Annotated in this window: 12 protein-coding genes; 6 read left to right on the plus strand and 6 right to left on the minus strand. The window is 39.1% G+C overall.

Features of this window, described 5'->3' with window-relative positions:
- The first annotated feature begins 12 nt into the window (after positions 1-12).
- The 4 genes from carB (at position 13) to G0028_RS13585 (ending at position 5,630) form a co-directional block, all read left to right on the plus strand.
- Positions 13-3,246, plus strand: a complete 3,234-nt coding sequence (gene carB / locus G0028_RS13570) for a carbamoyl-phosphate synthase large subunit (RefSeq protein ID WP_130074927.1) — start codon at positions 13-15, stop codon at positions 3,244-3,246.
- A 94-nt stretch (positions 3,247-3,340) separates the two neighbouring features.
- Entirely contained in the window at positions 3,341-3,820 is a 480-nt protein-coding gene (gene greA / locus G0028_RS13575; RefSeq protein ID WP_130074928.1) for a transcription elongation factor GreA, read from the plus strand.
- A gap of 222 nt (positions 3,821-4,042) precedes the next feature.
- Positions 4,043-4,927 carry a class I SAM-dependent methyltransferase gene (locus G0028_RS13580; RefSeq protein ID WP_174492210.1) on the plus strand — a complete coding sequence of 295 codons (885 nt, stop codon included), beginning with the start codon at positions 4,043-4,045 and terminating at the stop codon, positions 4,925-4,927.
- A gap of 67 nt (positions 4,928-4,994) precedes the next feature.
- Positions 4,995-5,630 (plus strand): CatB-related O-acetyltransferase, encoded by a 636-nt coding sequence (locus tag G0028_RS13585; protein WP_180045323.1) that lies wholly within the window; start codon positions 4,995-4,997, stop codon positions 5,628-5,630.
- A gap of 78 nt (positions 5,631-5,708) precedes the next feature.
- Here G0028_RS13585 and G0028_RS13590 read toward each other — a convergent pair whose 3' ends face one another.
- The 6 genes from G0028_RS13590 to G0028_RS13615 all read right to left on the minus strand — a co-directional run bounded on the left by G0028_RS13590 (position 5,709) and on the right by G0028_RS13615 (position 12,350).
- Positions 5,709-5,957 carry a hypothetical protein gene (locus tag G0028_RS13590; RefSeq protein ID WP_130074931.1) on the minus strand — a complete coding sequence of 83 codons (249 nt, stop codon included), beginning with the start codon at positions 5,955-5,957 and terminating at the stop codon, positions 5,709-5,711.
- Between the two features lie 170 nt (positions 5,958-6,127).
- Positions 6,128-7,375: an FAD-dependent monooxygenase gene (locus G0028_RS13595; RefSeq protein WP_180045310.1), complete on the minus strand. Its 1,248-nt coding sequence runs from the start codon at positions 7,373-7,375 to the stop codon at positions 6,128-6,130.
- Complete coding sequence (gene ubiH / locus G0028_RS13600; protein ID WP_180045311.1) at positions 7,372-8,583, minus strand: 2-octaprenyl-6-methoxyphenyl hydroxylase; 1,212 nt, start codon at positions 8,581-8,583, stop codon at positions 7,372-7,374. Before ubiH ends, G0028_RS13595 begins: the two co-directional genes overlap by 4 nt.
- Positions 8,584-8,691: 108 nt before the next feature.
- The gene (locus tag G0028_RS13605; RefSeq protein WP_180045312.1) at positions 8,692-10,188 is read right to left on the minus strand and encodes a hypothetical protein; all 1,497 of its coding nucleotides are present in this window, start codon (positions 10,186-10,188) and stop codon (positions 8,692-8,694) included.
- A 101-nt stretch (positions 10,189-10,289) separates the two neighbouring features.
- Positions 10,290-11,612, minus strand: coding sequence for a Xaa-Pro aminopeptidase (pepP, locus tag G0028_RS13610; RefSeq protein WP_180045313.1), 1,323 nt, complete (start codon positions 11,610-11,612; stop codon positions 10,290-10,292).
- Positions 11,613-11,717: 105 nt separating this feature from the next.
- The gene (locus G0028_RS13615) at positions 11,718-12,350 is read right to left on the minus strand and encodes a UPF0149 family protein (RefSeq protein ID WP_130074936.1); all 633 of its coding nucleotides are present in this window, start codon (positions 12,348-12,350) and stop codon (positions 11,718-11,720) included.
- A gap of 64 nt (positions 12,351-12,414) precedes the next feature.
- Between G0028_RS13615 and G0028_RS13620 the strand changes: the two genes are divergently transcribed.
- On the plus strand, positions 12,415-12,966 hold the full coding sequence (locus G0028_RS13620) for a hypothetical protein (RefSeq protein ID WP_130074937.1): 552 nt from the start codon (positions 12,415-12,417) through the stop codon (positions 12,964-12,966).
- A 2-nt stretch (positions 12,967-12,968) separates the two neighbouring features.
- A complete protein-coding gene (locus G0028_RS13625; RefSeq protein ID WP_130074938.1) occupies positions 12,969-13,253 on the plus strand; it encodes a cell division protein ZapA in 285 nt (94 codons plus the stop codon).
- Positions 13,254-13,287: the final 34 nt, after the last annotated feature.

A 13,287-nucleotide genomic window follows, 5' to 3' on the forward strand; every position in this document is an offset into this window, starting at 1 on the left:
TAAGGAGCGATCATGGCTAAACGTACAGACATTAAAAGCATCCTGATTATTGGTGCAGGTCCGATTGTGATCGGTCAAGCATGTGAGTTCGATTACTCAGGTGCACAAGCATGTAAAGCCCTTCGTGAAGAAGGCTACCGTGTTATTTTGGTCAACTCTAACCCAGCGACCATTATGACTGACCCTGCAATGGCAGACGCAACTTACATCGAACCAATCACTTGGCAAACTGTTGCAGCCATCATTGAAAAAGAACGCCCAGACGCAGTTCTTCCTACAATGGGTGGTCAAACAGCATTGAACTGTGCGCTTGCACTGGATGCCAACGGTATTTTAGAAAAATACAATGTTGAATTGATTGGCGCGACCAAAGAAGCGATCGAAAAAGCGGAAGACCGTAAACTTTTCGATATCGCGATGCGCAAAATCGGTTTGGAATGTCCACGTGCTGACGTTGCAGAAGACATGGAACATGCGCTTGAAATTCAAGCGCGTTTCGGTTTCCCTGTGATTATCCGCCCATCATTCACTATGGGTGGTTCAGGCGGTGGTATCGCATATAACAAAGAAGAATTTATTGAAATCTGTGAACGTGGTTTCGACCTCTCTCCTACTCACCAATTATTGATCGATGAATCATTGATTGGTTGGAAAGAATACGAAATGGAAGTTGTTCGTGACAAAAACGACAACTGTATCATTGTATGTACCATTGAAAACTTTGACCCAATGGGCGTGCATACTGGTGACTCAATCACGGTTGCACCTGCACAAACATTGACAGACAAAGAATTCCAATTACTTCGTAATGCGTCTTTAGCTGTACTTCGTGAAATTGGTGTAGAAACAGGTGGTTCGAACGTTCAATTCGGTATCAACCCGAAAGACGGTCGTATGGTTGTGATCGAGATGAACCCTCGTGTTTCTCGTTCATCTGCCCTTGCATCTAAAGCAACAGGTTTCCCGATTGCAAAAATTGCGGCGAAATTGGCTGTCGGTTATACCCTTGATGAATTGAAAAATGACATTACTGGCGGTACAACTCCTGCATCATTCGAACCTGCAATTGACTACGTTGTTACGAAAATTCCTCGTTTTAACTTCGAGAAATTCCCACAAGCTGATGCAACTTTAACGACTCAGATGAAATCTGTCGGTGAAGTCATGGCGATTGGTCGTAACTTCCAAGAATCTGTGTCTAAAGCACTTCGTGGTCTTGAAGTGGGTGCTTGTGGTTTTGATGAAAAAATCGCTGTGGGTACGGAAGGTGCACGTGAGAAAATTCTTGTTGAATTAAAAGTTCCAGGTCCAGAGCGTATTTGGTATGTAGGCGATGCATTCCGTCACGGTTTCACCCTTGATGAAGTATTTGAAGCGACTAAAATTGACCGTTGGTTCTTGATTCAAATCGAAGACATCATCAAAACAGAAAATCAAATCAAAACTTTAGGTTTTGGTGATTTGAATGCGGACAACATCCGTTCATTCAAACGTAAAGGTTTATCTGACCTTCGCATTGCGAACTTGATGGGTATTTCACAAAAACAATTCCGTAAACATCGTTGGAACTTGGGCGTAACACCAGTGTACAAACGTGTGGATACATGTGCTGCTGAGTTTGAATCTGACACAGCTTACATGTACTCAACTTACGATGAAGAATGTGAAGCGAATCCATCTAGCCGTGACAAAATCATGGTGATCGGTGGTGGTCCTAACCGTATTGGTCAAGGGATCGAGTTCGATTACTGCTGTGTACACGCAGCGCTTGCAATGCGTGATGACGGTTATGAAACAATCATGGTGAACTGTAACCCTGAAACTGTTTCTACCGACTATGACACGTCTGATCGTTTGTACTTCGAACCAATCACACTTGAAGATGTACTTGAAATCGTGCGTATCGAGAAGCCTAAAGGCATTATCGTACAGTACGGTGGTCAAACTCCGTTGAAATTGGCTCGTGCTTTAGAAGAAGCAGGTGCGCCAATTATCGGTACATCTCCAGATGCAATCGACCGTGCAGAAGACCGTGAACGTTTCCAACAAATGATTCAACGTCTACAACTTCGTCAACCGAACAACAGCATTGTAAAATCTGCTGAAGAAGGTATGGCTGAAGCGGCTAAAGTTGGCTATCCACTTGTGGTACGTCCCTCTTACGTGCTTGGTGGTCGTGCGATGGAAATCGTGTACAACGATGAAGAGTTGAAACGCTACTTACGTGATGCGGTTCAAGCATCTAACGAAGCACCAGTACTTCTTGACCACTTCTTAGATGATGCCATCGAAGTTGACGTAGACTGCGTATCTGACGGTAAAGATGTTGTGATTGGCGGGATCATGCAGCACATCGAACAAGCAGGTATTCACTCAGGTGACTCAGCATGTTCTATTCCTCCTTATTCTCTGTCTCAAGAGATTCAGGACGAAATGCGTCGTCAAACAATTGCAATGGCAAAAGAACTTGGCGTTGTTGGCTTGATGAACGTTCAATATGCTGTCAAAGGTAATGACGTTTACATCTTAGAAGTGAATCCACGTGCATCACGTACTGTGCCATTTGTTTCTAAATGTATTGGTGAATCTTTAGCAAAAGTTGCTGCACGTTGTATGGCGGGTCAATCTTTAGAATCTCAAGGATTTACTAAAGAAATCATCCCGACTCACTTTGCAGTAAAAGAAGCAGTATTCCCATTCAACAAATTCCCTGGTGTCGACCCTGTACTTGGACCTGAGATGAAATCTACAGGTGAAGTGATGGGCGTAGGTAAAACATTTGGTGAAGCATTCTATAAAGCAGTGCTTGGTTCAAATGATCGCTTACCTGGTCTTCCAACTGAAGGTGAAATCAAACACGCATTCTTATCCGTACGTGATTCAGACAAACCTCGTGCAGTCGGTATTGCAAAACAATTAACTGAGCTTGGTTTCAAAGTGATCGCTACTGGCGGTACTTATGATGTCATCAAAGCTGCGGGAATTGAATGTGAACGTGTGAATAAAGTTACAGAAGGTCGTCCAAATATTGTCGACCGCTTGAAAAATGGCGAGATTCACCTCATTATCAATACAACTGAAGGCAAACAAGCTCAGCAAGATTCATTCTCGATTCGTCGCTCTGCGCTTCAAGGTAAAGTGTACTACACGACAACTTTGAACGGTGCTGAGGCTGTATGCCAAGCTTTAGCGATTAAATTGCCAATGGATGTATACCGTTTGCAAGATTTACAAACTGTAGGTTAATTCGTTTTCCGAGAAGTCCCGTCACCTCTCGGTGGCGGGCTTTTTTCATTTCTAAACCTATATTTTTATAAACTAACAAATTTGAGGGACAACAATGCAACGTTATCCTATGACGCCTGAAGGCAAAGTTGCCTTAGAGAAAGAATTGCAACAGTTAAAATCTGTTGACCGTCCACGTATTACTGCTGCAATTGCAGAAGCACGTGAACATGGGGACTTAAAAGAGAATGCTGAATATCATGCTGCTCGTGAGCAACAAGGTTTCTGTGAAGGTCGTATTCAAGACATCGAAGGTAAACTCGGTGCATGTCAAGTGATCGACGTTAAGGAGCTTGAGCAGACAGGTCGTGTGGTTTTTGGTGTGACTGTAACCATTGAAAACTTAGATACTGAAGAACAAAAAACCTATCGGATCGTGGGTGATGATGAGGCTGATTTTAAAATCAATAAAATCTCAGTAAACTCACCGATTGCCCGTGGTCTTTTGGGTAAAAATGAGGGTGATGAAGCGAAAATTCAAACACCAAACGGTGAAGTTGAATATGAAATCGTAAAAGTTGAATATCTTTCATAAGCGTTAAATGAAAGATTTTTGATAAAATTTAGGGCTGATTGATCAGCCCTTTTTATTTTAACCACATCACCATAATATAAATTAATCATTTCAAATCACAAATCGGCAAGTCTCTAAAGCTTATGTATTTGCAATAAAATTCACAACATAAAATCATTTCGCCATTGTTAAATCTGTAATTTCATTTAAATTATTAGAAAATAAAAATTGACGGAAACTATTATGAAAGCAGGACGCGTCAGTCGTACCGCCGAAGCCGCAGCAGCCTTACGTGCCAATCACCATCTCTATGCCAATGACCCAATATTTTCCGACCCATACGCTTTTGATCTCACCAATGCGCGTTGGCGATTATTACTGAAAAATGGTTTATTTCGTAAAACCTTAAATTCAAGTTTTATGAACCAAACTTTTGGTAAACTTACAGGACAAGTGGTCGGACGCTCACGTTATGCTGAAGATTTGCTTATTCAAGCCATTGAGCAACATAACATTCAACAATATGTTTTAGTGGGTGCAGGCTTAGATTCCTTTGTTTTACGTTTAGCCAGTCAATATCCACAATTAAAAATTTTTGAATTGGATCATCCTGATACACAAAAAACCAAGATTGCAAAATTAAAGAAGATTTCTAAATCAAATCGATTCCCTGCCAATGTCGAATTTGTCAGTATTGATTTTGAAAAAGAAAAATTATCTGATGCCCTACTTCGTAGTCAATATCAACCCTCTGAAACAGCATTTTTTTCATGGCTCGGCACTACTCATTATTTAACACCTGAAACCACACTGACGACGCTACAAAATATTGTCTCTATTGCACCCTCAGGCAGTGAGTTAGTCATGGATTATTCTATTGATTATAAGCAGTTACAAGGCATCGAGCGGTATGGTGCATTTGCACTAACACATTTTACCCATTTCTTAAAAGAGCCATTATTAGGTACTTTTATTCCATCTGATTTGCATCAAGCCGTTGAAAAAATGGGTTATGAGGTTGTTGAAGATTTGTCAGGTATTGACATTACAACACGTTATTTTTATCAACGTGCGGATTATATTGAACATACAAAGGCTGCACAGTTAATTCATTTAAGAGTTGCTTAGGCTATTTTCTTACGCTTTGTGCTAAAGTCATATAGAATGGTGTGACCACGTGCCTGCTACATTTTATATGACTGATTCCATAAACTCACCTGTAAAACATTGGTGTGAATTTGAGTTTATTTCTAAAACTGTGAAAAACCCCAATATTCACATTAAAGGCAATTACAGTTATTACTCTGCTTATTGGGATCAGGGTTTTGAGCGTTGTGTGGTACGTTATTTACATGACAAACCGTCTACGCCTGAAAAGCCAATTGATCAGCTATATATCGGTAATTTTGTTTGTTTTGGTGCTGAATGCGTCATCATGATGGGTGGTAATCAGCTACATCGAACCGATTGGATCTCAGCTTTTCCTTTTGATACCCGTTGTTTTTTGCCTGCGGGTGATACATTCATTGCAGATGGTTGTTGGATTGGCAGTCGTGCCATGATTATGCAAGGGGTAAAACTGGGTGAAGGTGCTGTGGTGGCAACAGGTGCTGTGGTAACCAAAGATGTTCCACCTTATGCCATTGTGGGTGGTGTTCCAGCAAAAATTATAAAATATCGTTTTTCAGAACAAGAGATTAAAAAACTGCTTGCGCTTAAACTGTATGAAATCGATGAAAAGCAATTTTTGAAAATGCGAGAACAGCTACAGATGGATGATGTGAATCAATTGGTTCAACATTTTCATGACATTCACTTATATTCATCATGATTTTATTCAAAACATAAAAAAGCCCAAACTATTTTAAGCATTTACCTAAAATCTTTGGGCAATTTCTACTAAAGCAGTTTAGTCTTTTGACTCATCTGGTGGCACTTCAGTAATTTTCCCACCACGTGCTAAAAATGCAGCAACTTCATCTTCCAATGCTTGACGCTGTTTCAGCTTAGCAGTGACCGTTAAAGTTTCAGCTTCAGCTAAGTCCGCATCTGATACCGTTGAATCACTCGCAGCCGCACCTTTTTCGGCAGCTTTCGCTTCATCATCATCTACAGCGCTGTCTTCTGTATTTTCATCGTAATCATTTGTGTCCGTCATTGACGATCTCCCCATGAATGACTATACATTTACCAAAGTCGGTTCTAATTACGAAGAAATGTACCAATCTCTCAAGCATTCGCCTAGTGCTAAATACACAAAAATCGTATTTTTTTTACCCAAATTCATCATTTTTTTTAAATGATTGTCCAAAAATCATCACTTTTGTTTCAAAGTGCATAACGTGTATGGCTTAAGTTTGCCAAACCATTGGCTTGTGCCATAAAGCGTTCTTTTAACGCAGGGATATTTTCCACTTGTTTTAAGCCAAAATTTCTCGCCCATACCAATGGAAAAAGCTCAGCACTTTCTAAGAAACCAATCGCAGACATGCCGTGCATCATGGCATCATTTTGTCCCTTACGTTGGTGTTCATAACGCTTCAAGGTTTGTTCATGTGCCCAAACACCACGTTCACGGCCTTTTAATAACACATCACACAAAACGGCGGCATCTAAACAACCAATATTCACACCTTGCCCTGCAAGCGGATGGATCACATGCGCAGCATCACCAATTAATGCTAAACCATTTTTCACATAACGCTGTGCAGCACGAGCTTTGAGTGGGAATTTGGCACGAGGCGTGGATTCCAAAACCTCGCCCAACATGTAATGACTTTCACGCGTGAGCAATTGGTAAAATTCTTGATCATTTAAACTTGCATATTCATCTGCATAATCATCAGGCAATGTCCACACAATTGAAACCCAGTGTTCAGCCTGTTCAGGCTTTAAACTCGCCATCGGTAAAAATGCCAAAGGTCCTGTTGGATGGAAAATCTGACGCGCGACATATTGATGTGGTGCTGTAGTACGAATGGCACAAGTTAAACCCGCTTGCTTATAATCCAAAACATCAAGATCAATAAAAGCTTGTTCTCGTACAAAAGAGTTTGCACCATCTGCACCAATAACCAATTTGGTTTTTAATTTTGTGCCATCTGCCAATTGAATGATCCAACAGCCTACGCCCTGCTCAACACGAGTTACTCGCACTTCTGTTCGATAATCTTTCACTTTTTCAAGCATCATCTGTTGAATGGCTAGGTTTAAAACACTCGGCTCGACCATAGACCCTAAGCAATTTTGCTCAGAGGGAAATTGATTAGACGCTTGCCCAAAATTAATTTCACCATAGCCATTTTTATTCCACACTTGCATCCCTGTATAAGGCATTTGGCGTGCAAGTTTTTCCCAAACTTGTACCGTTTTCAGCAAATGAATTGTGGCTTGACTTAAAGCTAAAACACGAGGATTGGCAGTGCTTAATGTTTTTTCAGCATCTAAAATTGGTGCAGCATCTAACACCGTGGCTTGAACACCACCTTCTGCAAGCAACAAAGCCGTTAAACCACCAACCAAACCGCCACCAATAATCACGACATCTAACAAATCTTGAGGATTGAATTCACTCATGCTTTTAACCCCATCGCATAATTGGCAACTAACGGTTTAATGCCTGGAATCACATCAAATGCCACTAAACCCGTATTTCTTAAAATTTTTAAGACTGGATTTTGATTACTAAAACCACGCACCACAGAATCACAGAATTTAATTACACGTTTTTGATCTGCTAAACGGGCTTGCTCATAGGCTTTCAGCATTTCAGGCTCACCTAAATCTTGGGCGTTGGCAATTTGTTGGTTGAGATAACGTACTAACACATCCGCATCACGCATGCACAAGTTAAAACCTTGTCCTGCAACAGGATGAATAGTATGTGCGGCATTTCCCATCAAAATCACACGTCCAACTGCTTGTTTGTGTGCCAAGACTTGTGACAATGGAAAACTAAAGCGCTTGCCTGTTTTGATAAATTTCCCAGCACGATCACCATAAGTTTTTTGCAAAGCATCAAGAAAATGTTGGTCATTTTCCTCACCCAGCCATTCATGTTCTGTACCTTTGGTCACAGGCCAAACCACAGAACGGCGACATTCTCCAGGTAATGGTAATAATGCCAAAGGACCTAAATGGCTAAAGCGTTCAAAACCGACTTGATTGTGCGGCTTAGATGTTTGTACCGCTGTCACAATGGCAACTTGCTCATAATCATGTACGTCCACACCCACGCCCAAAGCCTGACGACAGAATGAATCTCGACCATCAGCAGCAATCACCAGTTTTGCTTTTAAAGAATGGATATACGCTTCACCACGTGTGGCTTCGATATAGACTTCGTCTTGATCTTGTGTCAATGAAGTGACTTGTACACCATCAATCAACTCAATTAAAGGTTGTTGGCGCACTTGCGATAATAAAACACGACCTAACCATGCATTTTCGATCACTTGCCCAAAGCTTTCGACTTTTTCTTCATCCGCTTTTAAACGTGCTTTACCAAAGCTGCCTTGCTCAGTGATATGGACTTCTAAAATCGGAGTTGCATGTTCTTGCAATGCCGCCCAAAGTCCAAGCTTTTGATAAATCTGTACGGTACGACGCGATAATGCGGTATTTCGTGCATCAAAACTTGAGTGGTAAGGAGCAACAGTGCCATCTTCATAGTTTGGATATTTAATGGCTTCAAGCAATTTCACTGCGATATTTGACTTTGCAAGCATGAGTGCCAAACTCAGCCCGACCATTCCACCACCGACAATAATGACGTCTTGTTGCATGTCTTGACCCTTTCTCTATACGATTCAGCATGCTGAATACTTATAATGATGATTAATTTCATATTACATCAAGGTCAGTAATTTTTATATCGTAAACCATTAAAGTCATCATATTAATCCTGCTTTCACATTCCATGCTTTTAATAACCTCCAAATATTTGCATCTATTTCCTTCCAGTCTTTCAAGGACTCGACAGGAACTCGCCAATCAATAGCAATATGACCATATTTTTTTGTTTCAATTGTACTGCTCACAATAATTTTATGATCTAAATCCTCGTAAATTTTTAAAATAAATTCATTGTCTTCTGGGCTTACTGATCGACCAATACATTGATCTGCTGGTAATAAGTATTCAGGATAATTTGGGGTATAGCATTCAAGATCATACATTTCTGATAGTTTTTCATTTTTACTATATCCACTTGAAAGCAAATAATTAATCCAATCCCTTGGTGTACGTTTATTTTTAATATAATGCGAATCTTGATCCAAATTACTTAAATTTCGGACTAATACTTTGACTTGGTTTTCTACATTTTTATTATAAAACCCATGGATTTGAGCATCTTTTTGACCATTCAACAACAAGTTAAATTCCATAGGATTTTCACTATCAGCAATATTTGAAACTCGATCTATATTTAATAGTTTTTGCTTCTTAGGAACATAATATATTGGGAATTGTCCTAAAAAATATTTTTTGGATGGATATTTATAGTCTGTGACTAAGCATGCTCCTGCTTGCGTTTTTATTAATAATTTGGGTGAAACCTGCCAAGTAATCATATCTCCCTTTTTATATTTATCTTGATATTTTGTATTGTCGTTTAATTCTTTAGGTGAAATATTCCATGCTTCTAATAAACGCCAGATATTTCGATCTATTTCTTTCCACTGGTGCATATTATGTTGATCAAATTGCCATTCTATATCAATTGCACCATAGAATGGTTCCCATGAATGGGCTATAACCTCATGCCGATCCGTGAATCTAAATAAAACTCCTGAAATGTTCTTATTACTTGATTTTCCAAAACAATAACGCTGATTTATTTCAATATTTCTATAACAATCAAGTTTATATTTACCTGAGTATTCGTTATCACGTATATTTTTCGGATCTTTAATTATTGACTCAAAATAGTTCACTGTTTTTTCTGATAAATCAAAATTAAGTGATTGACTTGAAACAATGACTCTAACTTGCTCAGAATGATCTAATTCTTTGTCGGTATAATCATAGCCTGAAGCTTGTACAGTTGAACCATTTAACATTAGATTAAACTTTAATTTATTACCCTTATCAATTGGTAAATTACTTGCTTCTGATATAGTTATTTTTTTAAGTTTGGGGGGTTGATAATTTATTGGGAATTGCCCAAGATACTTTTCCTCTTTAGGTCTGTAAAATGGTGACTCTCTATCTTTATCTGAATATTTTAGTTGTGTACCTAATTTTGCCTGAACAATTAATTCTGAACCCTCTGCTACTTTCCAAGTAACAATATCTCCTTCTCCTAGAATTTTGGTTTTTTTTATTTTTGAGCAGGATAAAATAAAAATAGATATAACGACTATAAAAATTACTATATTTGTTTTCATAATTATAAGTATTTAATAAGTTTTATAATTTCTAAAAATAAGATTTTAGAAGCCTATTTGTACAAAAAAGCCGATCCTAAAATCGGCTCTAGCATTAAAAATTACTTCGACTTCGCCATCAATGCTTCAATATCTTCTACAGTCTTCACCACATTTTTGGTCAAGACCAAAGGACCATTTGAAGTTGCTACCACATCATCTTCGATACGAATGCCGATACCACGCCATTTCACATCCACAGTCTCATCATCGGGTGCAATATACAACCCCGGCTCAACTGTGACCACCATACCTTCTTCATATACACGCCAATCTTCACCATGCTTATATGTACCAACATCATGCACATCCATCCCAAGCCAATGCCCTGTACCATGCATATAAAATTGACGATAGCTTTCAGTTTCAATAATCTCGTCAAAATCACCTTGCATAATACCTAAATCAAGCAAGCCTTGAACAAGAATTTGTACCGCAATATTATGTGGTTCTTTATAAGAATTCCCGATCCGTACTGCATCAATCGCCGCAATTTGTGCATCTAATACCACTTGATAAAGTGCTTTTTGTTCAGGGCTAAACTTGCCATTGACAGGGAAAGTACGTGTAATGTCCGAAGCATAAAGTTCGTATTCACACGCTGCATCAATGAGAACCAAATCACCATCTTTTAACGGTTTATTATTTTCCACATAATGCAAAATACAGCCATTTTCGCCCCCACCTACAATACTGTTATAGGACGGTACACAACCATTTTTACCAAAAATATAATTTAGTTCAGCCTCTAAAGCATATTCCATCATATTAGGCTGTACCGTTTGCATAGCACGCGTATGCGCTTCAGCACTAATATTCGATGCGATTTGCATTAACTGAATTTCTTCGGCTGATTTATGCAAACGCATTTCATCTACAATACGATCTAACTGCACAATTTGTGCAGGTGCAGACGTTCCACGGCGAGTTTCACCCGTAGCTTTGGCAATCCACTGTGCCACACGTGCATCAAACTCAGCACGTTGTCCGATGCGATAAAATAATTTGTCTTTGTTGAGTAATTTTTCGATGATTTCTTCATCTAATAAATCAATCGCATAAGCTTCATCTGCATCATAATCATCCACAGCGCCATCTATGCCTGCGCGATAACCATTCCAAATTTCCATCTCACGATCACGTTCACGACAGAACAGACTATAAGTGTAATCTTCACAGCTCGCATCTGTTTCAATGACCGCAACCGCTTCAGGTTCAGCAAAGCCTGTTAAATAGAAAAAACTACTGTCTGCACGAAACTTATAGTCTGCATCACGATTGCGCATCACTTCAGGACTAGTTGCAATAATCGCAATACTGTTAGGACCCATTTGTGCTGCAAGGCGGTCACGACGTTCTTGAAAATCGGCTTGGGTTAATTTCATTATTGATTCAGCTTATTGTTAGATGGATGAAAATTAAGTTAAAAAAATTCCAAGACCTTTCAAATATCAGAAACAATCTTCATTCAAAAAGTCTTGTTTTAGATTTCAGCTTGGGCGGTGCGGTGTAAAAACCTCTACCACGTTACCACTGTCTGATGCCTCAATGATAGGTTTCATTTTGTTATGAAAATTTTGCAACAAAGAACTTTCTAGCACAGGAATTTTCTTACGTCCCATTGACAATGATACGGGAATTAAACGTACAAACTCATAGAGTTCTAAGTAGCTTTCTTCGCCTTCTTCATCATTGTCAGATTCGTCAAATTCAACCGAAGCGACATCTTGTAAACTTTCAATCAACTCTTGCTCGTCAGAACGAATATGACCTGAAGCCAAACCAAAACCTAGAACCACACCCGCACACCAATCAGCAAGTGCTTGTACACGTTCTACCAAAGGATGTTCATCATCAGGCAATAACGGTAAATAGTCCAATTCATCTTCAGACAAGGCATGTGCAATGTCTTCTGCTTCTTCAGCTAAAATCGCCAATGCATCTTCGTTGACTTTTGGTACATCAATGCTCGATAAAATTTGTAACCATTCATCACGAGATGGTGCTTCGGTAACACAAACTATACCCGTGAGTAAGCCATGTAACTCACTTGGACTTGAAATTTCTTCAATTTGACCAAAATTTTGATCCCAATCTGACCAACCTGAAATATCGTCTTGCATTCGTTTATCCAATCTCTATACTTCTGTATATATTACCTTTGATTGCAAATCTGTGCGACCCGTTATGCTAGAACAATTACAGCGTCTACAAACGCATATTGGTGTTTTAAAAACACGTATCGAAACGACTGAGAAAGAAAATGTAGCACTGTTAAAAGAGAAAGATCACAGTGAGGAACAAGCACATACTCAGATCTTGCAGAAAAATGGCATTATCACCCAAAAGCAAGATGAAATTGAAAGCTTGAACGAACAACTCACTGCTTTGCAAAAACAGTTTAATCAGCTCAATACCGATGCAACCTCGTTAGCTGAACGTTATGGACGTTTAGAAAAAAGCTGCACCGACCTTAAAACACGCTTTCAAGAAATTTTGGCTGAACGCAACGAGTTACGTCTAGTCAAAGAAAAATTACAGACAGAACAACGTCATTCGCAACAAGAAATCAAAGACTTGTTAAATGAGCGTGAACGTTTAATTCAGAAAAATGATCATGCCAAATCTAAAGTTGAAGCCATTATTCAACGTTTAGCGATTTTAGGCACTGAACAAGATCATCATGCGCAAGAAATTCAACAACTTGCTCATCCATCTGAAACCAATGAGGAAGTTTAATCATGTCTGAGGTTGTTGTTGTTGAATTACGTTTAATTGAACAAATTTTTCGTTTAAGCACGACTGCTGAAAAAAAAGCAGAGTTAGAACGTGCCGGTAATTTATTGAATGAAAAATTTCAAGAATTTCGCCGTAAAGCGCCCAACATGGAACATAACAAACTGATGATCATGGTGGCTTTGGAACTCATGCAAGAAGTATTAAGCATGAACAAGTCCTTACAAGAATATACACATTGCGAACGTTTGCTAGAAGAGATTCTAAAAGACGTTGAAAAGACAGTATAAATTGAGCTTTGTTTGTGCAGTTAACTCCTATAGA

It is taken from the genome of Acinetobacter piscicola, from assembly GCF_015218165.1.
Lineage (GTDB): Bacteria > Pseudomonadota > Gammaproteobacteria > Pseudomonadales > Moraxellaceae > Acinetobacter > Acinetobacter piscicola_A.

Bases quoted from the DNA above. Each gene is read 5' to 3' on its own strand.
- G0028_RS13595 (WP_180045310.1), bottom strand. From the start codon at position 7,375: ATGAGTGAATTCAATCCTCAAGATTTGTTAGATGTCGTGATTATTGGT.
- greA (WP_130074928.1), top strand. From the start codon at position 3,341: ATGCAACGTTATCCTATGACGCCTGAAGGCAAAGTTGCCTTAGAGAAA.
- pepP (WP_180045313.1), bottom strand. From the start codon at position 11,612: ATGAAATTAACCCAAGCCGATTTTCAAGAACGTCGTGACCGCCTTGCA.
- G0028_RS13605 (WP_180045312.1), bottom strand. From the start codon at position 10,188: ATGAAAACAAATATAGTAATTTTTATAGTCGTTATATCTATTTTTATT.
- G0028_RS13625 (WP_130074938.1), top strand. From the start codon at position 12,969: ATGTCTGAGGTTGTTGTTGTTGAATTACGTTTAATTGAACAAATTTTT.
- G0028_RS13585 (WP_180045323.1), top strand. From the start codon at position 4,995: ATGACTGATTCCATAAACTCACCTGTAAAACATTGGTGTGAATTTGAG.
- G0028_RS13580 (WP_174492210.1), top strand. From the start codon at position 4,043: ATGAAAGCAGGACGCGTCAGTCGTACCGCCGAAGCCGCAGCAGCCTTA.
- G0028_RS13590 (WP_130074931.1), bottom strand. From the start codon at position 5,957: ATGACGGACACAAATGATTACGATGAAAATACAGAAGACAGCGCTGTA.
- ubiH (WP_180045311.1), bottom strand. From the start codon at position 8,583: ATGCAACAAGACGTCATTATTGTCGGTGGTGGAATGGTCGGGCTGAGT.
- carB (WP_130074927.1), top strand. From the start codon at position 13: ATGGCTAAACGTACAGACATTAAAAGCATCCTGATTATTGGTGCAGGT.
- G0028_RS13615 (WP_130074936.1), bottom strand. From the start codon at position 12,350: ATGCAAGACGATATTTCAGGTTGGTCAGATTGGGATCAAAATTTTGGT.
- G0028_RS13620 (WP_130074937.1), top strand. From the start codon at position 12,415: ATGCTAGAACAATTACAGCGTCTACAAACGCATATTGGTGTTTTAAAA.